We start from the raw sequence: 22,630 nt of genomic DNA on the forward strand, positions 1-22,630 counted from the left end.
GTTCTGGCGTTCCTGGGGGCGGGTCTCAGCAGCCGCGGGCGGCGCCCACCACTGCGGTGCCACCGCAGCCCTCCTGGATGATGCCGACCTGCTCGACCGTCAGCTTGCGCTTCGTGCCGGGCTTGCCGCTGAGCACGATCTTGCGCAGGGCGGTGTTGTTGGTGGTGTCGCTCTCGATCAGGTTGCCACCGGGGTTGGCCGCGACCTTGATGTAATAGGTGCCGTTGGGCAGGTCGTCGATCGCGAAGGCCTGGCCCGCGCGGAACTGGGCGTAGGTGTCGCCCCAGCCCGAGGCCAGCACCTCGCGCACCGAGAGCGAGGAGTAGTCGCCGCACGCGGTCGACAGATCGGAGTTGTCGACGTTCCAGCGGGCGTTGGGCACCGTGAGGTCGACGGCGTCGGTGTTGGCCAGGCAGAACGCCTCCTTCTTCGACTTCTCGATCTCGGTCTGCGAGGCGTCGAGCAGGGTGTAGCTGGCGAAGTCCTCGAAGTGCCAGTGCAGGTGGGTCGGGCGCGGGTCCCACTCGAACTGCCCGACCTGCTGGTAGCCGGTCTGCTCGCCGTCGGCGTCGAAGAAGTACTGGTAGGCGTCCATGAGGTCCTCGCCGTCGCGGCGGAACCCGTCGACCACCAGCGGACTGGTGCCGGCGTTCCACACAGTGGCCGAGAAGAGCAGGCGCTTGCCGTTCGGGCTCAGGGCGATGCCCCAGGCGGGCAGGGCCCGCAGGTCGGGGGTGGTGGACGGCGGGTCGCCGGCGCGCTGCCCCGTCGGGCGCTGGGCGGCGGGCTGCGCGGCGGGTTGCGCGGCGGGGGAGTGCTGCCGCGTCCGGTCGACCGGGATCGGTCCCTCGCCCTTCTCCACGGTGACCTCGATGGTGCGGGTGGCGTCCTGCGGGGCGAGGTTCCAGGACGACGCGTACGGCTCGGCGATGGTCGCGGTCGCGGTGTAGTGACCGGTCCGCAGGCGCACCCCGAGGCCGTTGGGGATCAGCATCGTCGACCAGCCCGCCTGGATGCCCTGCACCGACCCCAGCGAGTAGGGGTTGTAGTAGCACTGGCGGGGGTAGGGCGAGGTCGCCGGCGCGTCGGGGCTGACCCGCTCGGTGATGTAGCCCGAGAGGCACCCGCTGACCGAGGTGGTCAGCGCGGGCTTCGTGGCGCCGTCCTTGGTGAAGGTCACCTTCACCAGATCCGGCAGCCCGTTGAAGTCGGTCTGGGTGCCGTCGGGCAGCGCGACCGGGCCCGTGGGCGACTCCCAGACCGTGCGGATCGGGTCGTCGTAGGACGCGCGGGTCGAGCGGAGCTCGAAGGCGCGGTCATGGGCGATCGCCCGCAATCCCAGGTCGGTGTAGACCATGCCGCCCATGCGCTGGAGGGTCAGCGAGGCGGGAGCCCACAGGCCCAGCGGAGCGGCGACGGTCGAGCGGGGCTGGTCGTCGGCGCGGGCGGCCTGCCCGGTGCCGGCCAACGCCGTCAGGGAGAGGGCCGCGACGGCGGCGAGGGAGGTACGGCGGAGCGGTGTGGGCACGAGCGGGCCTTTCGCGTGGGGTCGGATCGCAGCGTAGGACGGCGGCGCCCGTCCGGCGGTTGCACGCGCGGCCGGTACGGACAGCTCGGCTCATTACGATCTCCCCATGAGCGCCACCGCCACCTCGCAGCACGACGTCCTCGCCCTCGCGGTCCGGGCCCGCGAGGCCAGTCACGGGCTGGCGCTGGCCACCCGCGCGACCAAGGACGCCGCCCTGGTGGCCATGGCCGATGCCCTGCTCGCCCGCGCTGCGGAGATCCTGGCCGCCAACGCCGAGGACGTCGCCCGCGCCGAGGCGGGCGGCACGCCGTCCAACATCATCGACCGGCTGCGGCTCACCGACGCACGCCTGGCCGACATGGCCGAGGGCGTGCGCGGCGTCGCCGGGCTCGCCGACCCCGTCGGCGAGGTAGTGCGCGGCAGCACCCTGGCCAACGGCCTGGAGCTGCGCCAGGTGCGGGTGCCCTTCGGCGTCGTCGGGATGATCTACGAGGCCCGGCCCAACGTCACCGCCGACGCCGCCGGCATCTGCCTGAAGTCCGGCAACGCGGTGCTGCTGCGCGGCAGCTCCAGTGCCGCCTCCAGCAACGCCGCCATCGTGGCGGTGCTGCGCGATGCCGTCGCCACCGCCGGCGTCGACCCCGAGGTCATCCAGCTGGTGCCCGCCGACTCCCACGACACCGTCAAGGCGCTCATGCGCGCCCGCGGGTACGTCGACGTCCTCATCCCGCGCGGTGGCGCCGGCCTGATCAGCTCCGTGGTCGAGGAGTCGACGGTGCCGGTCATCGAGACCGGGGTCGGCAACTGCCACGTCTACGTCGACGCCGCCGCCGACCTCGACAAGGCGGTCGCGATCGTGCTCAACGCCAAGACCCAGCGCACCAGCGTCTGCAACGCCGCCGAGTCGCTGCTCGTGCACGCCGACATCGCCGACCTCTTCGTGCCGCGCATCGTCGCCGCGCTCCAGCAGGCCGGCGTGCGCATCCACGGCGACGAGGTCTTCGCCGCCCAGGACGGCGTCGAGCCGGCCACCGACGAGGACTACGCCACCGAGTACCTCGCCCTGGAGATCTCCGCGCGGGTCGTCGCCTCCGTCGACGAGGCCATCGCCCACATCCGGCGCTTCTCCAGCCACCACACCGAGGCGATCGTGACCGAGGACCAGCGCGCGGCCCGCCTGTTCACCGCCGCGGTCGACTCCGCCGCCGTCCTGGTCAACGCCAGCACCCGCTTCACCGACGGCGGCGAGTTCGGCTTCGGCGCCGAGATCGGCATCAGCACCCAGAAGCTCCACGCGCGAGGGCCGATGGGGCTGCCGGAGATGACCTCGACGAAGTACATCGTCACCGGCGACGGGCACGTCCGCTGACGACGACCCGGGCCGGTAGTCTGGGCGCATGACGACGCTCTTGATCGCCCGGGCCGCCGAGGAGACCAGTGGGGGATGGAACCACTGGGTGGTCGGCGGTATCGCCTTCGGCATCCTGCTGTTCCTGCTCTTCGCCCTCATCGCCTTCGGCAACGGCCGCGAGCACAGCTGAGCATGATGGCTCCCGCATGACGGCGCGGCGCCGGGTCGGCGTCATGGGCGGCACCTTCGACCCCATCCACCACGGACACCTGGTGGCGGCCTCGGAGGTGCAGTCCTGGTTCGACCTCGACGAGGTCGTGTTCGTGCCGACCGGCGACCCCTGGCAGAAGTCCGATCGCGAGGTCTCACCGGCCGAGCATCGCTACCTCATGACGGTCATCGCGACCGCCGCCAACCCGCGCTTCACCGTCAGCCGCGTCGACATCGACCGGGCGGGGCCGACCTACACCGTCGACACCCTGCGCGACCTGCGGGCCTCCATGCCCGACGCCGACCTGTACTTCATCACCGGCGCCGACGCCCTGGCCGACATCTTCACCTGGCGCGACGCCGCTGGACTCTTCGAGCTGGCGCAGTTCGTCGGCTGCACCCGGCCCGGTTACGAGATGGACGAGCAGATGCTCGCCGCCATCCCCTCCGACCGGGTCACCATCTTGGAGATCCCCGCCCTGGCGATCTCCTCCACCGACTGCCGTGACCGCACGCGGCGCGGCGAGCCGGTCTGGTACCTCGTGCCCGACGGCGTCGTCCAGTACATCGCCAAGCACCACCTCTATCCCGCCCTCGACCCCGAGCCCGCGCCCCGGCGCGCGCTCCCCGCGGAGGACCTCCTCTCATGACCGCCACCGACTACGCCGTCGGCCTCGTCCACGTCGCCGCCCGCGCGGCCAGCGACAAGATCGCCCAGCACATCGTCGCCTTCGACGTCAGCGAGCAGCTCGCCATCACCGACGCCTTCGTGCTCGCCTCGGCCAGCAACGAGCGCCAGGTCGGCGCCATCGTGGAGGAGGTCGAGGACAAGCTCCGCGAGGCCGGCGCCAAGCCGATCCGCCGCGAGGGCCACCGCGAGGGCCGCTGGGTGCTCCTCGACTACGGCGACATCGTCGTGCACGTGCAGCACGAGGAGGAGCGCCAGTTCTACGCCCTCGAGCGGCTCTGGCGCGACTGCCCGCTCATCGAGCTGCCCGCCGACGTCGTCTCCGGCGAGCGGTGAGCCGCCGCCTCGTCCTCCTGCGGCACGGGCGCACCACCTGGAACGCCGTCCACCGCGTGCAGGGCCAGGCCGAGTCCGAGCTCGACGAGCTGGGCCATGAGCAGGGCGCGGCCGCGGCCGCCGTCCTGGCGCGGCTGGAGCCGGCGGTGCTGTGGAGCTCCGACAGCCTCCGCGCCCGCCAGACCGTCGGCTATCTCGCCGAGGCCACGGGCCTGTCGGTGCGCACCGACCCGCGCCTGCGGGAGTACTTCCTCGCCGAGCGCCAAGGGCTCACGCACGCCGAGTACGGCGCGCTGGCGCCGGAGGAGTTCGCCGAGTTCCGCCGCGGCAACTTCGACGTCGTCCCCGGGGGCGAGGACGCCGCCGACGTCGTCGCCCGCATGACCGCCGCCCTCCTCGAACTGCTCGACGCCGTCCCCGACGGCGGCGTCGGGATCGCCGTCTCCCACGGCGCCGCCATCCGCGACGCCGTCCCGGCCCTCGTCGGCTGGCCGACCGAGGGCCGCACCGTGCTGCGCGGCCTGGACAACTGCGGCTGGGTGGTGCTCGACGCCCTCGAACCCGGCCCGCTGCGCCTCACCGCCTACAACCGGGTCGTCACGGGCTGAGGGGCTCTGGGACGGGCGCGGCCCCCTGAAAGGTTCGGCGGGTGACCGCCGAACCTTGTCCTTGGTGTGACGCTCTGCAGGTGGATCGGGCCTCTGAGCCTGCACAACGTCACACCTCGCGTGACACACCCACCCCGATTTTCCTTCCTCGCCACCCGTCGGCTAATGTTCCGCAGGTCGTCACCGCGCGAGCGGGGGAGACAGGTACGGGGCTGTGGCGCAGCTGGTAGCGCACCTGCATGGCATGCAGGGGGTCAGGGGTTCGAGTCCCCTCAGCTCCACCGACACGAGAGCCGCCCTTCGGGGCGGCTCTCGTCATTTCGGGCTCGGGCTCGGGTGTGGGCTCGGGTGTGGGCTCGGGTTGGGGCGGTGGTTCAGTCGCCGAGCCCGGCCCGCACCGACTCCTCCCTGCCGTCCGCGAAGGTGAGCGTCAGCTCGACCCCGGCGGACTCCGCGGCCATGAGCTCATCGCCCGGGAACCACAGGGCGAAGTGCCCGCCCGCCACGGTGGCCTCGACGTCCCCGCGGCTGGGGCTGCGGTAGGTGACGCCGACGACGTCGGCGCCCGCGAGGCCCGCCACGAGGGAGAGATCCCCTGAGCGGATGGTCCCGGTGCCGAGGTCGGTGATCTCGATCGCGCGTGCGGCGGGCGAGGTGTCGACGTTCGGCACGCCGATCGAGCCGAACATGTCGCCGGCCGCGGAGGTGTTCGTGACGCACAGGGCGTCGAACCCGCCAGGGCCGGTCAGCACGACGGTAGTCCAGTCGCCGCGGCGCTCGGCCAGCGCGGACCGGGCCGCGGCGAGCTGCGGAGCGAGGTCGGACCCTGCGGCGTCGGACTGGGCCGCACGGCAGTCGTCGGCCGCCTGGTTGGCCTCCGCGGCCGTCAGGGCGGTGCCCTGCGGCGTCCAGGAGGCGAAGGCACGGTCGTCCCCGGTCAACGAGGGGAGGACGACGAAGACGGTCGCCGCGGCGGCCGCCACCGCCCCCGTGCCGGCGACGATGCGCGCGACGGGCCGGTGCGCCCGGCGAGCCGGCGCCATCGAGGCGTCGCGGGGGGTGCGCAGGATGCGCGCCAGGTCGGCCTGCGCGCGCAGCGAGCCGGCGTCGGCGGCGGGGTCGGCGGCGTCGAGGCGTCGCAGGGCGTTCTCGTGGGTGGTGTTCATCGGTGCAGGGTCCCTTCGTGCGCGGGGGTCGGCGCTGCGGCCGACAGGGGATGGGTCTGGAGGAGGAGCCGCAGGGCTCGTCGTGCCCGGCTCAGACGCAGGCGGTAGGCGACCGGCGAGATGCCGAGAACCTCCGCTGCGGAAGGGGCGTCGAGGTCCTCGAAGATCGTGAGCGCCAGCGCCTCCTGGTGGACGCTCGTCAGGCGCGGCCAGACCCGCTGGAGGTCGAGCAGGAGGGTCGAGGGCTCATCCGCACCGGCCGGCCCGAGGGCGGTCGGGTGGTCGGCGAGCCGGATCCCGAGGGCCCGCTGGCGTCGGTCGCCGCGGTGTTGGTTGAGGAGCACGTGGCGCGCGATGCCGAAGAGCCACGCACGCGCGGCCTCGGGCTCGGACGGCGCCTCGTCCAGCCGCCGCCACGCGACGAGGAACGCCTCGGCCGCGGCGTCCTCGGCGACGTCGGGTCCGGCACGTCGTTGGACGAAGCGGAGCAGGTCGCCGTACTCGCGCCGGTAGAAGGCGGTGAACTCACCCTCGGCATCGGGTGCCCGTGACATCTGGTTCATGCCCCCTACCTGTCCGACTCCCGCTGAGGTGTGTCACGCCGGGTGCCATCCTGGCCCGCGATCGGGGCGTGCCGGTCCCCCCGGATGGTGCCGAGCCGTCAGGATGGCCCCGTGGACCACCTCGGCACCGACACCCGCATCGTGCTCCTGCTCGCGGGCCTGATGTTCCTCTGGGCGCTGCTGCTCGGGCAGTTGAAGTACCGCCAGATCCTCGCCAGCCCGCAGGGGCACGCGCACCCCTACACCGACATCGCCCACCGCGCCGCGCTGCTCTACTCCTTCGCGCTGCTGCTGGTCGCCGCCTTCGTGGAGCTGTCGGCCTGGACGACGGCCGTCGACCTCGCCGCAGCCGGCGTCCTGGCCTTCTACTTCGCCGCCTCCGTCGCGAGCTACACCGTGCACGGCATCCGCCGCGACACCGACAACCAGCTGCGCGATCCGGGCGCGCTCGTGCGCGGATTCATGGTGAGCCTTGCCGTCGCCGAGATCGGCGCGTTCGGCGTGCTGCTCGCAGGGTTCGTCGTCGAGGCGTTCGGTTAGGAGCCTGGCCGCATCGCGGTGTAGCCCACGATCGTGCCCTGCAACAGGGTGCCGCCGGGCAGGATCGTGCCGACCATCTGCAGGGTGTCGGACGCCGGCCCGGCACCGAGGGTGAGCGAGCTGAGCTCGGCTCCGGTGTCGGGGGAGATCCGCACGAGGCGGTACACCTGGTTCGCGTCGCGGGTGACGGTGTAGATCACCTGCTCGGCGCGCGAGAACCGCGGCACCGCCGAGGAGGCCACGTCGGTGCGCCACACCGTGCGGCACCCGTCGCGGGTGAGGTCGACACGCTGCATGCCGCCGGTGAAGTCGGCCGAGGCGGGCTCGGACGGCGTCCCGTCGGTGCCGGCGGGGTAGGGGTAGCCGTAGGTGCTGGCGACGAACACCGAGCCGCCGATGCCGATGGGGGAGTTCTCGGTGCCGGAGGCGCCCTTCGCGAACAGCGGGGCCGAGCAGGCCAGCCGGCCGGTGTCGGAGCGGTAGACCAGCAGGTGCTCGCGCGGGGCGGCGTTGTCGGTGATCGCGACGTACTCGTGCCCCGTGCGGGGGCCGAAGTAGGTCGGCGTCGCTCCGCTGCCGTAGCTGAGCTGGCCGGGCTTGCGGGCCGGGCCGCGGTCGTAGGCGCGGCGCCACACGACCCGGATCGCGCCGGTGCGGGTCGCCCGCACGAGGTAGAGGGCATGGTCGGTGGTGACCGCGGCACCCTCCGGGCCGGTCGCGATGCTGTTGAACACCTTCTCGGTGGCCTTCGACGTGCCCGGGGCACCCAGGGTGCGCAGGACGACGCGCTTCGTGCGCGGGGCGACGTAGCCCGCGCGCCCGGCGCTGGTGGCGAACCAGATGCGGCCGTCGTAGCCGGGGGAGACGGTGGCGATCGCGTCGCACGTCGTGCTGCCGCAGGCCTTCCGGAACGCCGGGGCCGTGGGGAACCGGTCGTCGATCGCGAGCTGCCAGGTGCCCAGCGGCCCGTCCTGCGTGTGCGCGATGCGGACGACGTCGCCGGTGCCGCCGTCGACGGTGACGAGCCGGTCGCGGTCGTCGACATAGGCGTAGACGCCGCCGAGCAGGGCGCCGGCCGACAGGTGCAGCCGAGCGAGGGGGAGGAGGGTCTGCGGATCGAGCAGGTTCACCGTCGGCGCCCGGTCGACGTACTCGGTGCACAGGGCGATCGGCATGGCGTCCGAGCCCGCGAGGATCGTCGGGCAGACCGACCCGAGCACGACCGGCTGGCCCAGCACCGCCCCCGCGCCGGGGCCGGCGAACGGCGTGGTGTCGGAGGCGCCGGCGTCCCCGTGCATCGAGGAGGTGCCGTCGGGGCCGGCGTAGCGGTTCGCGGGCATCGCCGGTGCGGCCGTCCACCGATCGGCGGTGCCCGGGCCGGCGAGGGCCGGGGCGAGGGAGGGGATCGCGACGGCGGGCAGCGCCAGCAGGGGGAGCAGCACGGCGAGGGCGGTACGGCGCAACGGCACGGGGGAGTCCTTCAGGGGAGGGAACGGACGATCGGTGGGGTCAGCCGCGCAGCCGGAACTCCCGGCCGGTACGGCGCGGCCGGTAGGCCTTGCGGGCGTACGGCGGCGGCGCGTGGTTGGCCCGCATCCGCTTCTGCATGCGCGCGGCGACGTCGGGGTTGAGCAGCGAGACGTCGAGCAGCTCGCCGCGATCGGAGTCGAGGTCGTAGAGCTCGAACTTCGCCTGGCTGTCGGGGATGCTCGGGTCCTGACCCGGCGCGTGACGCACGGCCTTCCAGTTCCCCCACCGCAGCGCCGTGGTGTAGACGAGCTGCGCGGGCGGGCCGCCGTCGAGGTTCTGGTCGGTGTTGGGCGGCCGCTCGAAGTACAGCGGCGGGTGCGCGATGCGGCCCCGGCGCTCACCGGTGATCCAGTCGCGCACCGACACGCCGTCGACGTCGGAGGGGGCGGTGATGCCGGCGAAGTCGGCCAGCGTCGGCAGCAGGTCGACCGAGCCCCACGGGTTGTCGGCCACCGCGGCGCCGTCCTGGCGCACCACCCCGGGGCCCCAGACGACCAACGGCACCCGGATGCCGCCCTCGTAGAGGCTGTGCTTGCCGGCCCGCAGGCCGCCGTTGGTGTCCCACAGGTAGTCGGCCAGCGCCGAGTCGGGGGACGGCGACTGCACGTCGGCGCAGCGGGTCGATCCGACGAGCAGGTGCTCGTTGGGGGTGGGGCCGTTGTCGCCGGTGAAGATCACCAGCGTGTCCTCGGCGAGCCCGTGCTCCTTCAGCCTGGCGATGATCTGCCCGACGTGGTCGTCGAGGAGCGTGTACTGCGAGGCGTAGGCCTTCATGTCCGGCGTCCAGGTCAGCTGGTCGTCGTACGGCTTGGTGTCGGGCACCTGGTTGGGGAAGTGCACGAGCTGCGGGGCGAAGTAGAGGAAGAACTCCTCGTCGCGGTGCGCGTCGATGAAGTCGAGCGCGCCCTCGAGATAGACCTGCGGGGCGTAGGTGCCCTTCACCTCGCCCTCGTTGGCGGGCAGGCGCACGCGGCGGTTCTGGCGCCACAGGTAGTCGGGCCAGTACTGGAAGGCGTGCTCGGTGGTGACCAGGCCCTCGAAGGCGTCGAAGCCCTTCTGGAGCGGGTGGCTGGGGTCGTGCCGGTTCGACACCGCGAAGTCGCCGGTGCCGACGTCGGCCGCCTGGTGGATGCTGCACGTGACGCCGATCGGCGTGGGGGTGAGGTAGTCGTCGTCCCCGAAGCCCCACTTGCCGTAGATGCCGGTGCGGTAGCCGGCGGCGGCCAGCACCTGCGCGATGGTGGTGTCGCGCGCCAGCAGCCGCGGCTGGACGCCGGTGGTGCGGAAGGAGTTGCTGCGCACGCGCGCATGCCCGCCGTGCATGCCGGTGAGCAGCGTCGTGCGGGACGGCGCGCACACGCTGGCGCCGGAGTAGCCCTGGGTGAAGGCGATGCCCTCGGCCGCGAGCCTGTCGAGGTGCGGTGTCTTGAGCACCTGCTGGCCGTAGGCGCCGAGGGCCCCGTAGCCGAAGTCGTCGGCGAGGATCAGGACGATGTTGGGACGCCGGCCCTTGCGGCCCCCGCGAGAGCTGCGAGCCCCTGCCGCCGTGGCGGGATCGGCGGTCGGCGCGATGGCAGGCGCGAGGGCACCGGCGGCGCCGGAGGCCAGGAGGCTGCGTCGGGGGAGGGGGCGGGTGAGAAGCGATCGCACGCCCGCCCAACGCCACTAACTCCATAAAGTCACGCGAGATAAATGTGATGAACATCGGGCGACCGGGAGTAGAAGTCGAGTGATCCGGTCGACTATGGTGCGCGCCGTGGGAGGCCGGGGATGAGCGGGTGCTGCGCCCCGGGTCGTGGACCCCACGAGGAGCACGCTGCGCCCGGCTCCGACCCGCGCGCCGATCTGCTCACCATCGGTCCGCCGCGCCCGGCCGCTCCGCGCATCAAGGGCCTGATCGACCTCGACGGCGGCACGTTCGCGATGGGCTACGAGGGTCCGCTCGCCAACCCCGGCGAGGGGGAGGGGCCGGTACGCGACGTCGGCGTCGCGCCGTTCCGCATCGCGGCGACGACCGTGACGAACCAGCAGTTCGCGACCTTCGTCAAGCAGACCGGCTACGTCACCGAGGCCGAACAGGCCGGCTGGTCCTTCGTCTTCCATCTCCTCGTCGCCGACCCCTCCGCGGTGCGCGGCCGCCCCGTCGGAGCCACGTGGTGGTGCGCCGTCGACGGCGCCGACTGGCGGCATCCCGGCGGCCCGGGCACGGACGCCGCCCGCCTCGCCCAGCACCCCGTCGTCCATGTCTCGGCCCACGACGCCGAGGCCTACTGCGCCTGGGCCGGCGTCCGGCTGCCCACCGAGCAGGAGTGGGAGTACGCCGCCCGTGGTGGCCTCGAGGGCGCGATCTACCCCTGGGGCGACACGCATCCCGAGGAGGGCCGCACCCGCCGCGCCCGCATCTGGGAGGGACGCTTCCCCGACCTGCCCGACGGCGGACCCGCCTCGGTCGGGCCGCTGCCGGTCAAGGCGCTCGCGCCGAACGGCTACGGCCTGCACCATGCCGTCGGCAACGTGTGGGAGTGGACCGCCAGCACCTGGGACGTCGGGCCCTCCGCCGCCGACCGCGTGCGACGGGGCGGCTCCTATCTGTGCCACGACTCCTACTGCAACCGCTACCGCGTGGCCGCGCGCGACCACAGCGCTCCGGGCGACAGCACGGGCAACCTCGGCTTCCGGGTCGCGGCCGACCGCTGAGGTCCGTCGTCAGTCCAGAGCGGCTGCGACAGCGTCGCCGAACACGGCCGCTCCGGCCGGGCTCGGATGCAGGCCGTCGGGCTGGTAGATCAGGTCGAGATCGTCGGTGGGGAGGTAGCGGACGCCGGCCCGGCGGCTGAGGTCGGCCAGCAGGCTGGACACCCGTCCCATGAAGGCCGCCCGGGCGGGGGCCGCCGGTGGTCCGACGACCAGCACCTCGTGACCCCGCAGCTCCCGCATGAGGTTGTGGAACCCGGCGGTGATCTCGGCGTCGGTGGAGTCCCAGTCGTTGAGGCCGCCCTCGACGATGACAGGCACTCCGGGGGCGGTGTCGCGCAGCGCCTCGGGTGCGCGGTCGGCGAACGAGACGGCGCCGCACGACGAGGCGAGGGCGCCGTATCCGGAGCCGGAGAAGCCGGCGACGCGCGTGGAGGAGGGCAACCGGCTCGGCCAGGCGGCCGACCGATCCGCGAGGCCCAGGCCGACCGACCAGGAGTCGCCGATCACCACCAGGGCGGCCTCCGCAGCCGGAACCCGGCTCTCGACGGCGTCCGCCGTCTGCTGGTAGCGCTCGCAGCGCGCGACGCGGGTCTCGGTGCCGTGGCTGCGGCGGGCCCCACCGAGCAGCACGGCGGCGACCAGGACGAGGGCGACGAGGACGGCGGCACCGACCCGGGATCGTCCTCGCACTCCTCTATGGTGCGTCATCGATCCGCCGAACGGACCCGGACGCGCGGATCCAGGCCCGGATGCGGGCTCGGGTGCAGGCTCAGGCGTCGACGGTCTCGCCGTCGTGGCCCTCGCACCACTGCTCGGCCGGCACGACGCGCTTCACGTCGGCGATGTGCTCGCCGCAGCCGGCCCAGGTGGTCTTGCCGCAGGTGCAGGGGGTGGGGACGCACATGGTGGTTCTCCTCGTGGGATCGGTCGGGGTTCGTGGGTGTCGGCCGGAGGGTCACTCGGCCGCGGGGCGCTGGCGGTCCTCGAACTCGCAGAAGGCGTCGTAGGCGCGCGGTCCGTAGATCGTCGCAGGTCCGCCCTTCATCAAGAAAGTCACGCCGATCGCCTCGGCCGCCTGCTGGCGGGTCGCGCCGGCGCGGACGGCGGCCTCCGCGTGGGAGGCGATGCAGCCGTCGCAGCCCTCGACGACCCCGATCGCCAGGGCGATGAGCTCCTTGGTGCGCACGTCGAGCTCGCCCTCGGCGAAGGAGGCCGCGTGGAGGGCGTGGAAGCCGCGGTAGACGTCGGGGATCGCCCGGCGCAGCTCGCGGTGGAGGGGCGAGAGGTCGGCGAGGACGTCGGCTCCGTGGCCGTGGCGGGCGGTGGTGTCTGCGGTGGTCGTCATGTCGCGATCCTACAACCCCCCGGGGGGTTATGCGAGTCGACGTCGTGCTCCTCACACGACACGAGGCCGGCCCCCTGTCGGGGACCGGCCTCGCGAGGTCGTGGTGGCGCCGTCAGCGCCCGGCGGACGCCGACTGCATGCCGGCGCCGATGACGATCGCCGCGCCGCCGGCGACCATCGAGATGAGCGGGATCGTGCCCCAGTCCTTGGCGATGCCCAGGACGATCAGCAGGCCGCCGCAGAAGCCGAGCGTGGCGAGCAGCGGCAGCCGCGGCATCGTGGTGCGCAGGCCCAGTGCGGCCATCGCCGCGATCGTGCCGAGCAGGGAGCACCAGTAGCCCGCCCACATGCCGTTCTCGCCGAGACCGAAGAGGGTCCAGCTCGAGAGGACGACGCCGCCGGCGCCGAGCAGCGCGACCATCCAGCCCGCGTCGGTGGAGGTGTGGAGGACGACCGGCTCCGGGGTGATGTCGTCGGTGGGCTGACGGGGGACCGGGACGTACCCCTCGCGGCGCGCGGGCAAGGCCATCGCTGCATCTCCTGCGGTGTCGGACGGACGTTCGCGGTCAGTTTCCCATACCGCCGGTCGGGACGGGCGGCAGGTCCGGTGACGGGCGCGGAGTCAGTCGGACGCCGGCCGCGGGATCGCCAGCGCCAACGCGGCGGCGGCCACCGAGGCGGCCACGCACAGCCCGAACAGGAGCCGGTAGCCACCCAGCGAGGGCAGATCGAAGGAGACCTCGCCGGCCTGCACGCTGATGGTGTGGGCCGCGAGCAGCGAGCCGCCCACAGCGCTGGCGATCGACGTCCCGAGGCTGCGGGCCAGCGAGTTCAGCCCGTTGGCCGCGGCGATCTCGGTCGGCGGCGTGTGCTCGTTGATGAGGCTGGGCATCGCGGCGTAGCCGATGGCGGCGCCGATGCCGACCACGGCGCTGCCCACGACGATCATCCACAGCTCCCCGGTCAGCACGATGCGCATCAGCCAGCCGAACGCGAGGATCGCGCCGCCGAGCGCCAGGGTGCGGGCGCCCCCGATGCGCCGGATGATGCCGGCCGTGGTGTCGGAGAGCACCAGCATCGCCAGGCCGCCGGGCAGCATGCACACGCCGCTGAAGACGATCGAGGCGCCGAACCCGTACCCAGTCGACTCCGGTGCCTGGAGGTAGCCGGCGGTGCCGATCATCGAGGCGAAGAGGCCGAAGCCGAAGAGCACCGAGGCGATGTTGGTGAGCACGATCGGAGGACGCCGCAGGGCCACGAGGTCGACCAGCGGCTCGGCGATGCGGGTCTGGCTCCAGCCGAAGACCAGCACGAGCACCACGCCGAGGCCGAGCAGGCCGAGCGTGCGCCCCGAGGTCCATCCCCACGAGGAGGATTCGGCGAGCGGCAGCAGGAGCGCCACGAGCGCTCCGGAGAGCAGCACGGTGCCGATCAGGTCGATCCGCCCGCCGGTGCGCACCGGCGACTCCGGCACGAGGACGGCGATCGCGACCACCGCGACCGCTCCGATGGCGGCGGTGAGCCAGAACAGGGCGTGGAAGTCGGCGTGCTCGCCGATGAGGCCGCCGATGGGCAGTGCGAGCGCGCCGCCGACGCCCAGCATCGCGCTGATCACGGCGATGGCCGAGCCGACGCGGTCGCGGGGGAGGAGGGTCGCGAGCAGGCTGATGCCCAGCGGGATCGCCGCGATCGAGATGCCCTGGATGCCGCGGCCGAGGATCAGCAGGCCCAGATTGTCGGTGAAGCAGGTGATGAGCGAGCCGACCACGAGCGCGACGAGCGAGATGAGCAGCATGCGGCGCTTGCCGTACATGTCGCCGAGGCGACCGAGCACCGGCACCGAGACCGCGGCGACCAGGAGGGTCGAGGTGAGCAGCCACTCGACGTCGGCCGAGCTCGCGCCGAGCTCGCCGGGCAGCGTCTGCAGCACCGGCACCAGCAGGGTCTGCGCCATCGAGACCGCGAGGCCGCCCAGGCCCACGGCGAGCAGCTCGAGACGGGCCCGGCCCGGCGAGGTGTGGGCGCGGATCTCGCGCTCGGCGGCTGCGGGGTCGACTGCGGCCGGACGGCTCGTCCCGATCTCGTCGTGTACCGACATGACTCCTCTTCCGACGGTGGCGACCGTGGCGGGGGCGCCGATACTTGGTTGTCCGGGTCAACCTATACGGCGTCCGGGAACCCCGCCGCATCTGCGAGCGTTGATCGGGTGTGGCGCGGATCACTCCGCGCTAGCATCCGGAACCAGAACACGTTCTCGTATCCACGGACTCAGGCGGACCCATGCGCGACGGCTTCAACCTCTCCACCGTCTTCTCCACCGTCGCGGCCGCGGTGCCCGATCAGGAGGTGCTGGTCTGGCGCGAGCGCCGGCTGACCTATGCGGAGATGGAGCAGCGCGTGCAAGGTCTCGCGCACTTCCTCGTCGCCGCCGGTCTCGGCGTGCACGCCGAGCGCAGCACGCTGGCCGGTCACGAGTCCGGCCAGGACCACCTCGGGCTCTACCTGCGCAACGGCAACGAGTACCTCGAGGGCATGATCGCCGGCTACCGGGCCCGGGTCGCGCCCTTCAACGTCAACTACCGCTACGTCGACGACGAACTGCGCTACCTGCTGCGCGACGCTCGCACGACCGCGCTGATCTACCACGCCGAGTTCGCCCCCGCGGTCGCCCGCATCCGCGCCGAGCTCCCCGACCTGCGGGTGCTGGTGCAGGTCGCCGACGACTCCGGCCACCCGCTGCTCGACGGCGCCGTCGCCTACGAGGACGCCGTCGCCACGCCGGCGCCGTCCGCCGGGATGCCCGAGCCGAGCGGCGACGACCTCTTCGTGCTCTACACCGGCGGCACCACCGGCATGCCCAAGGGCGTGCTGTGGCGCAACGACGACATCTACGTGACCTCGATGGGTGGCACGCCGTTCGGCACCAACGAGCCGTTCACCTCCTACGAGCAGATCGCGGCGGCGGCCGTGGCCGCGCAGGGCGGCATGCGCACGCTCATGGCGCTGCCCTTCATGCACGGCGCCGCCCAGTGGTCGACCTTCCATCTGATCACCAACGGCGGAGCGGTCGTGCTGCCCCACGACGTGCGCAGCTTCGACGCCGGCGACGTGCTGACCACCGCGGTCCGCGAGCGCTGCATCAGCCTGCCGATCGTGGGCGACGCCATGGCGCGCCCGATCATCGACGAGATCCGCACCGGTCGCCACGACCTCTCCGGGCTGGCGGCGATCAACAACGGCTCGGCCCCGCTGACGCCGTCCGTGCGCGACACCCTGCTCGAGCTGCTGCCGCACCTGATCATCCTCGATGCCGCCGGGTCCTCGGAGACGGGACTCCAGCTGAGCTCGATGTCGCTCAAGGGCATGGAGGCGGCCACCGCCACCTTCACCCCGGTGCCCACCACCACGGTCGTCGACGACCTGATGACCCGCACCCTCGAGCCCGGCGAGGGCGGCGGCTGGCTCGCCCAGCGCGGCCGGGTGCCGCTGGGCTATCTCGGGGACGCCGAGAAGACCGCGCGCACCTTCCCGGTCATCGACGGCGTGCGCTACTCGATCCCCGGCGACCGCGCCGACCTGCTGGCCGACGGCGCGATCCGTCTGCTGGGGCGCGACGGCGTCACCATCAACTCCGGCGGGGAGAAGATCTTCGTCGAGGAGGTCGAGCGGGCGCTCGCCACTCACCCCGCCGTCCGCGACGTCGTCGTGGTCGGGCGCCCCTCCGAGCGGTGGGGGAGCGAGCCGGTGGCCGTCGTCCAGCTCGCCGAGGGCGCCGAGGCCAGCGACGACGACCTCGTGGCCGCCGCCGCCGAGCACGTGGCGCGCTACAAGCTGCCGAAGGCCGTCGTCCGGGTGCCGCTGGTCGAGCGGTCGCCCTCGGGCAAGGCCGACTACCGGTGGGCCAAGGCCCGCGCGCTGGAGACCCTCGAGACGCAGGGGGTGCCGGGGGCGGTCGAGTCCGTCACGTCGTGACGAGTTCGGCCCAGTCGACGCTCGCGGTGCGCTCGACGTACTCGGCGACCTGACCGGGCCAGTTGGTGGTGATGCGCTGGCCGCCGCCGGGCGTCTTCTCGACGTACCAGCTGCTGCATCCCGACCACACGCCGTGCGCCAGGCGGCGCTGCATCTGGTCGTCCCATGAGGTCGCCACGTCGGCGCGCGGCTCGAACGTGCGCACCCGCTCCTGAGCGAGCGCCTCGGCCAGCTCGGCGATGTAGGTGGCCTGGCCCTCGAGCATCTTGATGATCGAGCTGCCGCCGAGGTTGGTGTTGGGGCCGTAGACGATCGCGAGGTTCGGGAAGCCCGGCACCGTGATGCCGAGGTGGGCGTGCGCGCCCTCGGTCCAGGTGTCGGCGAGCTTCCCGCCGGGGCCGGAGACCTCGATGCCGCGCAGGAAGTCGGTGGCGGCGAACCCGGTGCCCCAGATGAGGACGTCGGCCTCGTACAGCTCGCCGGTGGCGGTGCGGACGCCGTCGGCCTCGATCGCCGCGACGGCGTCGGTGACGACGTCGACGTGGTCGCGCGCCAGGGTCGGGTACCACTCGTTGGAGAACAGCAGCCGCTTGCAGCCCAGCGGGTAGTCCGGCTGGAGCTTGGCCCGCAGTGCGGCGTCCTTGATCGTGGCGCGCAGGTTCGCCCGCCAGGCGGTCTCGAGGGTCTTGAGGAACGGTCCGCTGATGGGGGAGTCGCCGGTGAGGGAGGCGTTGAAGCGCTCGGTCAGCCAGAACCACGACCCCCGCTCGGCCGCCATCAGCGCCGGGAACCGGGAGAAGAGCTGGTGGTGCAGCGGCCGGTAGGCCTGGTCGGGCTTCGGGACGACGTAGGGCGCCGAGCGCTGGAAGATCGTGATCTGCGCGGCGTCGTCGGCGATGCCCGGCACGAACTGGATCGCGCTGGCACCGGTGCCGATGACGGCCACCTTCTTGCCGCGCAGGTCGACGTCGTGGTTCCACTGCGCGGAGTGGAAGGTCGGGCCGTCGAGCTCGCCGGGGATGTTCGGGATGATCGGGTTGGAGAGCTGGCCGGTGGCGAAGACGACGAGGTCGGCGCTCCACGTCGCACCGTCGGTGGCGGTGACGGTCCAGGTGGCGGTGTCCTCGTCGAAGTCGGCGGTGGCCACCTCGACGCCGAGACGCACGTGCTCGAGGAGCCCCTCGTGGGCGGCGGTCTCGCGGATGTAGTCGAGGATCTCCGGCTGCGTGCCGTAGCGGCGCTGCCAGTCGAGCTTCGGCGCCCACGACCACGAGTAGAGCGGCGAGGGGACGTCGCAGGCGGCGTTCGGATAGGTGTTGTCGCGCCAGACCCCGCCGACGTCGTCCGCGCGCTCGAGCACGGTGATGTCGGTGATGCCGCGCTGCAGCAGTGCGCGGGCGGTGCCCAGCCCGCCGAAGCCGGCTCCGATGATGACGACACGAGGTTCCACGTCGAGGACGGTAGTGCGCGTCGACCCCGCGATCATCGACAATTCCGGACATGTCCTCGGTTCCACCCCGCCTGCCGGCGGCGCCCGACCCTGCGGTGCGCGCGGGCTTCCCCCGCTCGGTGGAGGGCGTGGCCCTGCTCGTCGCGTTCGGCGTCGAGGAGGGCATCGGGCTCGGCGACCTGCTGGACGGCACCGGCCTGCTCGAGACCTGGACGAGCCCCGACCTGCGCCCGGGCGAGGTCACGGCCGCCCAGGAGCTGCGGGTGATCCGCAACCTGCACGCACGCCGGCCGCACGCCGGCGCCGCCGTCGGCGCCCGCTACCGCGCCGCCACCTTCGGGGCCTTCGGCTACGCCCTGGCGACCTCGCGCACCCTCTTCGACCTGGCCGACCTGACGCTGCGCTACCTCGACCTCAGCCACGTCTTCACCCTCCCGAGGACGACCGCGCGCGACGACGCCGTCGAGGTCGTCGTGGACGGCGCCCACGTGCCCGCCGACGTCCGGACGTTCGTGGTGGCGCGCGATGCCACGGCCATCGCCTGCGTGCTGCGCGAACTCGTGCCCGATGTGCGGGCGCGGCTGACGGTCGGCCCCGGGGAGGCGCTGCTGAGGTTCCCCGCGGCCGACCTTGCGCTGCCGCTGCGCGACGCCGGCGCCCTGGACCGCGACACCGCCGAATCGCTGTGCCGCGACCTGGCCTCGCGGCGCCGCCGGGCCGGGGACGCCGAGCGCGAGGTGCGCGTCGTCCTCGCTCAACTGCTCCCCGACGGCGCGCCCGCCGCCGCGGTCGCCGCTGCGCTGGGGTGGAGCGAGCGCACGCTGCGCCGACGTCTGGCCGCGGAGGGGGTGGCCTACCAGGCGCTGCTCGACGACGTGCGGGCCGACCTCGCCGGCGCCCTGCTGGCCCCGCCGCTCGCCCTCCCGGTGCAGGAGGTCGCCCGGCGCCTCGGGTACGCCGACGCGACCACGTTCATCCGCGCCCACCGCCGCTGGACCGGTCGGACGCCGACCGGCCGCTGACGACAGCCGGCGACAGCTGACGAGTCGTCCGCCACCGCTCACCGACGTGACACCTGGGTGGGGGCGCCTGTTCACCGGCGACTGGTCGGTTGGGCACGTTCGAAGTCCGCGGGGCCCCGTGCCCCCGCCCGGAAGGAACTCCGGCATGTCCCAGATCGTGCTGCCCGCAACGCGGTCGCTCGCCGTCCCGCGCCCGGCCCGCCACGACCGGCGCGACGGCGTCCTGGCGATGCTCGGCCTCGCGCTCGCCTCGCTCGCGTTCGGCGCGATCGTCTCCGGTGATCCGGTGCCGGCCTCCGACGTCGCGCCCGTCCCGGCCGGCGCGGACGGCGTCGCCGGATCCGCCATCAGCGGCAGCGCCCAGCCGGGCCGCTGAGCCCGGCCGCCCGAGCCGGCGGCCGACTCCGTTCCCGGGTCTCCTCACCGGCCCGCAGCACCGCCACAGCATCACCACAGCATCACCGCAGCACCGCCTCATCACCCCGCACGCACGACCATCGGAGATCACCGCATGACCCTCGCCCCCGAGTCCCGTCGCACCCTGCCGCTCGTCGAGGTCGGCCCCGGCCTGCGACACGGCTCCCGCAGCTACGCCACCTGTCACTTCCGGTGCGCCAACGCCTGCGACCACCCCGAGCCGAACACCAGCGAGAACAACCACATCCGCGACGAGGTGGGCCACGCGCTCAAGCGCCGCACCCTGTTCACCGGCGCCGCGGGCCTCGGTGCCGTGGTCGCCACCGGTCTCGCACTCGACCCGCGCGCGGCCGCCGCCGCCGAGAGCGCGCCGACCGTCGCCCGCGGCGGCGCTGCCCGGGTGGCCGGCACCGACGACCTCGCGAAGGTCGAGTTCAAGCCCGTCGCCCCGAACAAGCGCGACGCGGTCGTCGTGGCCGACGGCTTCGACCACGACGTGGTCATGCGGTGGGGCGACCCGGTGCTCGCCGACGCCCCGGAGTTCGACGTCTACCAGCAGACGCCGGAGGCCGCTGCCAAGCAGTTCGGCTACAACAACGACTACGTCGGCGTCCTGCCGCTGGGCAAGAGCGCCACCGAGGCGCTGCTCGTGTGCAACCACGAGTACACCAACGAGAACATGATGTACCCGACCGGGAAGTACACCTCGGCGCAGATCAAGCAGCTCTCGATGGCCTACCACGGCATGTCCGTCGTCCAGATCACCCGCGGTCTCGTGCCCGGTTCCTGGGCGCAGTCGAGCGACCTGTCGAAGGCCGTCTACAACCGGCGCATCACCGCCACCACGCCCTTCCAGCTCACCGGCCCCGCCGTCGGCGACGAGCGCCTGAAGACCAAGCAGGACAAGTTCGGTGCGATCGTGAAGGGCACCTTCGCCAACTGCGCCGGCGGTCTCACCCCCTGGGGCACGGTGCTCTCGGGCGAGGAGAACTTCAACGGCTACTTCGACAAGTCCGGCAGCCTCGACTCCCGCTACACCGCCCAGTACGCCCGCTACGGCATCACCGGTTCGGGTTCGCGCGGCTGGAGCGAGATCGACTCGCGCTTCGACCTCTCGATCGAGCCCCACGAGGTGCACCGCTTCGGCTGGATCGTCGAGGTCGACCCGCTCAAGCCCAACGAGGCGCCGAAGAAGCACACGATGCTCGGCCGCTTCAAGCACGAGGGCGCGAACGTCGTCATCGCCAAGGACAAGCGCGTCGTGGTCTACATGGGCGACGACGAGCGCGGCGACTACATGTACAAGTTCGTCTCGGCCGGCACCTTCGACCCCGCGAACACCGCCAAGGCGCGCGCCAAGAACAAGCTGCTCCTCGACAAGGGCACGCTCTACGTCGCGAAGTTCACCGGCAACGGCACCGCGGACAGCAAGTACGACGGCACCGGTCAGTGGATCCCGCTGACCAGCGACACCCAGTCGTTCGTCGACGGGATGAGCGTCAACGACGTCCTCATCTTCACCCGCCTCGCCGCCGACAAGGTCGGCCCCACGAAGATGGACCGTCCCGAGGACGTCGACATCAACCCGGTCAACGGCAAGGTCTACGCGGCCCTGACCAACAACTCCAACCGCGGCAACGCGACCACGCCGGTCGACGAGGCCAACCCGCTGTCGACCTCGATGGTGCGCTCGGCCCTCGGTCAGCCCCTGACCTCGGCCAGCGGCAACCGCAACGGCTACATCCTCGAGCTCACCGCCGACGGCGACGACCACACGGCCACGACGTTCGGGTGGGACCTCATGCTGGTCTGCGGCGACCCGTCGGCGCCCGAGACCTACTTCGCGGGCTTCGACAAGTCCAAGGTCAGCCCCATCAGCTGCCCCGACAACGTCGCCTTCGACTCGCTCGGCAACCTGTGGATCGCCACCGACGGCAACGTGCTCGGCTCCAACGACGGCCTCTTCCGGGTCGCCGTCGAGGGCGCGAACCGCGGCCAGGTGCAGCAGTTCGTGACCATGCCGAAGAACGCCGAGACCTGCGGCCCGTTCATCACCGACAACAACCGGTCGCTGTTCTTCGCCGTCCAGCACCCCGGTGAGAGCGACACCGCCACGTTCGAGACGCCGACCAGCACCTGGCCGCACAGCGACGACTTCCCGCGTCCGGCGGTCTGCGTCGCCTTCCGCAAGCGCTGATCGGCCGACCTGCACCACCCTGCACCACCCAGCACGACGACCGCGGCCCCGGATCCGAGGAGGATCCGGGGCCGCGGCGCGTGTGCGGGAAGGGCGGGCGGGTGGCGTCAGGTGATCGTCATGCCGCCGTCGACCGGCAGGGTCTGCCCGGTGATGTAGCCGGCGGCGTCCGAGGCCAGGAAGACGACGGTGGCGGCCAGTTCGCGCGGGTCGCCCTTGCGGCCCGCGGGGATGCGCTGCTGCTGGCTCTCCAGGTAGCCCGGCGGGTACTGCTCGGTCATCTCGGAGGCGAAGAAGCCCGGCGCGATCGCGTTGACCCGGATGCCCTTGCGTCCGGTCCACTGCTGGGCCAGGTCGCGGGTGAGTCCGATGAGGCCCGCCTTCGAGGCGGCGTAGGCGGCCTGCGGCAGGCCGGCCGTGGTGATGCCGAGCACCGAGGAGATGTTGATGATGCTCGACCCCGGCGCCATCACGCGCCCGCACGCCTGGGCCATCCAGTAGCAGCCGTTGAGGTTGACGTCGATGACCTGGGTGAACTGCTCGACGGTCTCGCGGGTCGCGGGCACCGCGGTGCCGATGCCGGCGTTGTTGACCAGCACGTCGACGCGGCCGAACTCCTCCATCGCCAGGTCGATGATCCGCTGGCACGCGGCCGGATCGGCGACGTCGGTCTCGACGCACAGCGCGCGGCGTCCGGCCGCCTCGACCAGGGCCGCGGTCTCGGTGAGCCGGTCGGCGCGGCGGGCGCCGAGGACGACGTCGGCACCGGCCTCGGCGAGGCCCTGGGCGAAGGCGACCCCGAGGCCGCTGGAGGCGCCGGTGACGACGGCGACCTTGCCGTCGAGCCGGAACAGGTCGGTGAGGGTCATGGCCCGCACTGTAGCCACGCGCGGGAGCGGTATCATGCCGCCATGCATCGGACCCTGCTCCTTATCTAGCCGCGTCGTCCTCACCGGCCCAGCCGGACACGACGCGGCCGCCCCTCTGCGCGAGGGGCTTTTTCATGCCCG

Annotated in this window: 23 protein-coding genes and 1 tRNA gene; 12 read left to right on the forward strand and 12 right to left on the reverse strand. The window is 72.7% G+C overall.

Translation table 11 applies throughout. The features are described from left to right. Positions 1-25: 25 nt before the first annotated feature. Positions 26-1,528, reverse strand: a complete 1,503-nt coding sequence (locus ABD671_RS05955) for a lysyl oxidase family protein (protein ID WP_344732344.1) — start codon at positions 1,526-1,528, stop codon at positions 26-28. Positions 1,529-1,634: 106 nt separating this feature from the next. Between ABD671_RS05955 and ABD671_RS05960 the strand changes: the two genes are divergently transcribed. The 6 genes from ABD671_RS05960 to ABD671_RS05985 all read left to right on the forward strand — a co-directional run bounded on the left by ABD671_RS05960 (position 1,635) and on the right by ABD671_RS05985 (position 5,002). Further along, on the forward strand, positions 1,635-2,897 hold the full coding sequence (locus ABD671_RS05960; RefSeq protein ID WP_344732345.1) for a glutamate-5-semialdehyde dehydrogenase: 1,263 nt from the start codon (positions 1,635-1,637) through the stop codon (positions 2,895-2,897). Positions 2,898-2,925: 28 nt separating this feature from the next. After that, positions 2,926-3,069 carry a hypothetical protein gene (locus tag ABD671_RS05965; RefSeq protein WP_344732346.1) on the forward strand — a complete coding sequence of 48 codons (144 nt, stop codon included), beginning with the start codon at positions 2,926-2,928 and terminating at the stop codon, positions 3,067-3,069. A gap of 16 nt (positions 3,070-3,085) precedes the next feature. Continuing rightward, a complete protein-coding gene (gene nadD / locus ABD671_RS05970; protein WP_344732347.1) occupies positions 3,086-3,739 on the forward strand; it encodes a nicotinate-nucleotide adenylyltransferase in 654 nt (217 codons plus the stop codon). After that, positions 3,736-4,113 carry a ribosome silencing factor gene (gene rsfS / locus ABD671_RS05975; protein WP_344732348.1) on the forward strand — a complete coding sequence of 126 codons (378 nt, stop codon included), beginning with the start codon at positions 3,736-3,738 and terminating at the stop codon, positions 4,111-4,113. The genes nadD and rsfS overlap by 4 nt, the downstream gene beginning before the upstream one ends. Further along, positions 4,110-4,721, forward strand: a complete 612-nt coding sequence (locus tag ABD671_RS05980) for a histidine phosphatase family protein (RefSeq protein WP_344732349.1) — start codon at positions 4,110-4,112, stop codon at positions 4,719-4,721. The genes rsfS and ABD671_RS05980 overlap by 4 nt, the downstream gene beginning before the upstream one ends. A 208-nt stretch (positions 4,722-4,929) precedes the next feature. Next, positions 4,930-5,002, forward strand: a tRNA-Ala gene (locus tag ABD671_RS05985). Between the two features lie 93 nt (positions 5,003-5,095). Here the strand turns inward: ABD671_RS05985 and ABD671_RS05990 are convergent. Continuing rightward, positions 5,096-5,887 carry a hypothetical protein gene (locus ABD671_RS05990; RefSeq protein WP_344732350.1) on the reverse strand — a complete coding sequence of 264 codons (792 nt, stop codon included), beginning with the start codon at positions 5,885-5,887 and terminating at the stop codon, positions 5,096-5,098. Continuing rightward, complete coding sequence (locus tag ABD671_RS05995) at positions 5,884-6,450, reverse strand: RNA polymerase sigma factor (RefSeq protein ID WP_344732351.1); 567 nt, start codon at positions 6,448-6,450, stop codon at positions 5,884-5,886. The genes ABD671_RS05990 and ABD671_RS05995 overlap by 4 nt, the downstream gene beginning before the upstream one ends. 111 nt (positions 6,451-6,561) lie before the next feature. On the opposite strand from ABD671_RS05995, the gene ABD671_RS06000 reads away from it, so the two are divergent. Then, positions 6,562-6,990, forward strand: a complete 429-nt coding sequence (locus tag ABD671_RS06000) for a hypothetical protein (protein WP_344732353.1) — start codon at positions 6,562-6,564, stop codon at positions 6,988-6,990. On the opposite strand, the gene ABD671_RS06005 is transcribed toward ABD671_RS06000, so the two are convergent. Together ABD671_RS06005 and ABD671_RS06010 are read right to left on the reverse strand one after the other, a co-directional pair. After that, complete coding sequence (locus ABD671_RS06005) at positions 6,987-8,459, reverse strand: hypothetical protein (RefSeq protein WP_344732354.1); 1,473 nt, start codon at positions 8,457-8,459, stop codon at positions 6,987-6,989. The genes ABD671_RS06000 and ABD671_RS06005 overlap by 4 nt on opposite strands. A 40-nt stretch (positions 8,460-8,499) precedes the next feature. Further along, positions 8,500-10,170, reverse strand: a complete 1,671-nt coding sequence (locus tag ABD671_RS06010; RefSeq protein WP_344732355.1) for a sulfatase-like hydrolase/transferase — start codon at positions 10,168-10,170, stop codon at positions 8,500-8,502. 120 nt (positions 10,171-10,290) lie between these two features. Here ABD671_RS06010 and ABD671_RS06015 point away from each other — a divergent pair, with 120 nt between their 5' ends. Next, positions 10,291-11,217, forward strand: coding sequence for a formylglycine-generating enzyme family protein (locus ABD671_RS06015; protein ID WP_344732356.1), 927 nt, complete (start codon positions 10,291-10,293; stop codon positions 11,215-11,217). A gap of 9 nt (positions 11,218-11,226) precedes the next feature. Here ABD671_RS06015 and ABD671_RS06020 read toward each other — a convergent pair whose 3' ends face one another. The 5 genes from ABD671_RS06020 to ABD671_RS06040 all read right to left on the reverse strand — a co-directional run bounded on the left by ABD671_RS06020 (position 11,227) and on the right by ABD671_RS06040 (position 14,660). Next, complete coding sequence (locus tag ABD671_RS06020; RefSeq protein ID WP_344732357.1) at positions 11,227-11,907, reverse strand: SGNH/GDSL hydrolase family protein; 681 nt, start codon at positions 11,905-11,907, stop codon at positions 11,227-11,229. Positions 11,908-11,986: 79 nt separating this feature from the next. After that, a complete protein-coding gene (locus ABD671_RS06025; RefSeq protein ID WP_344732358.1) occupies positions 11,987-12,121 on the reverse strand; it encodes a hypothetical protein in 135 nt (44 codons plus the stop codon). Positions 12,122-12,172: 51 nt separating this feature from the next. Next, positions 12,173-12,562, reverse strand: a complete 390-nt coding sequence (locus tag ABD671_RS06030; RefSeq protein ID WP_344732359.1) for a carboxymuconolactone decarboxylase family protein — start codon at positions 12,560-12,562, stop codon at positions 12,173-12,175. 112 nt (positions 12,563-12,674) lie between these two features. Further along, positions 12,675-13,091: a hypothetical protein gene (locus tag ABD671_RS06035; protein ID WP_344732360.1), complete on the reverse strand. Its 417-nt coding sequence runs from the start codon at positions 13,089-13,091 to the stop codon at positions 12,675-12,677. 93 nt (positions 13,092-13,184) lie between these two features. After that, positions 13,185-14,660, reverse strand: a complete 1,476-nt coding sequence (locus ABD671_RS06040; protein ID WP_344732361.1) for an MFS transporter — start codon at positions 14,658-14,660, stop codon at positions 13,185-13,187. A gap of 182 nt (positions 14,661-14,842) precedes the next feature. On the opposite strand from ABD671_RS06040, the gene ABD671_RS06045 reads away from it, so the two are divergent. Further along, positions 14,843-16,534 (forward strand): acyl-CoA synthetase, encoded by a 1,692-nt coding sequence (locus ABD671_RS06045; RefSeq protein WP_344732363.1) that lies wholly within the window; start codon positions 14,843-14,845, stop codon positions 16,532-16,534. Here the strand turns inward: ABD671_RS06045 and ABD671_RS06050 are convergent. Next, positions 16,524-17,984, reverse strand: a complete 1,461-nt coding sequence (locus ABD671_RS06050; RefSeq protein ID WP_344732364.1) for a flavin-containing monooxygenase — start codon at positions 17,982-17,984, stop codon at positions 16,524-16,526. The two genes, ABD671_RS06045 and ABD671_RS06050, sit on opposite strands and share 11 nt — an antisense overlap. Positions 17,985-18,034: 50 nt before the next feature. On the opposite strand from ABD671_RS06050, the gene ABD671_RS06055 reads away from it, so the two are divergent. The 3 genes from ABD671_RS06055 (at position 18,035) to ABD671_RS06065 (ending at position 21,620) form a co-directional block, all read left to right on the forward strand. Then, positions 18,035-19,006 (forward strand): AraC family transcriptional regulator, encoded by a 972-nt coding sequence (locus ABD671_RS06055; RefSeq protein ID WP_344732365.1) that lies wholly within the window; start codon positions 18,035-18,037, stop codon positions 19,004-19,006. Between the two features lie 145 nt (positions 19,007-19,151). Next, positions 19,152-19,382 carry a hypothetical protein gene (locus tag ABD671_RS06060; protein ID WP_344732366.1) on the forward strand — a complete coding sequence of 77 codons (231 nt, stop codon included), beginning with the start codon at positions 19,152-19,154 and terminating at the stop codon, positions 19,380-19,382. Between the two features lie 135 nt (positions 19,383-19,517). Beyond that, the gene (locus ABD671_RS06065; RefSeq protein WP_344732367.1) at positions 19,518-21,620 is read left to right on the forward strand and encodes a PhoX family protein; all 2,103 of its coding nucleotides are present in this window, start codon (positions 19,518-19,520) and stop codon (positions 21,618-21,620) included. A 107-nt stretch (positions 21,621-21,727) separates the two neighbouring features. Here ABD671_RS06065 and ABD671_RS06070 read toward each other — a convergent pair whose 3' ends face one another. Continuing rightward, positions 21,728-22,489 carry an SDR family NAD(P)-dependent oxidoreductase gene (locus ABD671_RS06070; protein ID WP_344732368.1) on the reverse strand — a complete coding sequence of 254 codons (762 nt, stop codon included), beginning with the start codon at positions 22,487-22,489 and terminating at the stop codon, positions 21,728-21,730. Positions 22,490-22,630 lie beyond the last annotated feature (141 nt).

The sequence above is a fragment of the Nocardioides fonticola genome, from assembly GCF_039536805.1.
Taxonomy (GTDB): domain Bacteria; phylum Actinomycetota; class Actinomycetes; order Propionibacteriales; family Nocardioidaceae; genus Nocardioides; species Nocardioides fonticola.

Bases quoted from the DNA above. Each gene is read 5' to 3' on its own strand.
- ABD671_RS05960 (WP_344732345.1), top strand. From the start codon at position 1,635: ATGAGCGCCACCGCCACCTCGCAGCACGACGTCCTCGCCCTCGCGGTC.
- ABD671_RS05965 (WP_344732346.1), top strand. From the start codon at position 2,926: ATGACGACGCTCTTGATCGCCCGGGCCGCCGAGGAGACCAGTGGGGGA.
- nadD (WP_344732347.1), top strand. From the start codon at position 3,086: ATGACGGCGCGGCGCCGGGTCGGCGTCATGGGCGGCACCTTCGACCCC.
- rsfS (WP_344732348.1), top strand. From the start codon at position 3,736: ATGACCGCCACCGACTACGCCGTCGGCCTCGTCCACGTCGCCGCCCGC.
- ABD671_RS05990 (WP_344732350.1), bottom strand. From the start codon at position 5,887: ATGAACACCACCCACGAGAACGCCCTGCGACGCCTCGACGCCGCCGAC.
- ABD671_RS05995 (WP_344732351.1), bottom strand. From the start codon at position 6,450: ATGAACCAGATGTCACGGGCACCCGATGCCGAGGGTGAGTTCACCGCC.
- ABD671_RS06015 (WP_344732356.1), top strand. From the start codon at position 10,291: ATGAGCGGGTGCTGCGCCCCGGGTCGTGGACCCCACGAGGAGCACGCT.
- ABD671_RS06025 (WP_344732358.1), bottom strand. From the start codon at position 12,121: ATGTGCGTCCCCACCCCCTGCACCTGCGGCAAGACCACCTGGGCCGGC.
- ABD671_RS06030 (WP_344732359.1), bottom strand. From the start codon at position 12,562: ATGACGACCACCGCAGACACCACCGCCCGCCACGGCCACGGAGCCGAC.
- ABD671_RS06035 (WP_344732360.1), bottom strand. From the start codon at position 13,091: ATGGCCTTGCCCGCGCGCCGCGAGGGGTACGTCCCGGTCCCCCGTCAG.
- ABD671_RS06040 (WP_344732361.1), bottom strand. From the start codon at position 14,660: ATGTCGGTACACGACGAGATCGGGACGAGCCGTCCGGCCGCAGTCGAC.
- ABD671_RS06045 (WP_344732363.1), top strand. From the start codon at position 14,843: ATGCGCGACGGCTTCAACCTCTCCACCGTCTTCTCCACCGTCGCGGCC.
- ABD671_RS06055 (WP_344732365.1), top strand. From the start codon at position 18,035: ATGTCCTCGGTTCCACCCCGCCTGCCGGCGGCGCCCGACCCTGCGGTG.
- ABD671_RS06060 (WP_344732366.1), top strand. From the start codon at position 19,152: ATGTCCCAGATCGTGCTGCCCGCAACGCGGTCGCTCGCCGTCCCGCGC.
- ABD671_RS06065 (WP_344732367.1), top strand. From the start codon at position 19,518: ATGACCCTCGCCCCCGAGTCCCGTCGCACCCTGCCGCTCGTCGAGGTC.
- ABD671_RS06070 (WP_344732368.1), bottom strand. From the start codon at position 22,489: ATGACCCTCACCGACCTGTTCCGGCTCGACGGCAAGGTCGCCGTCGTC.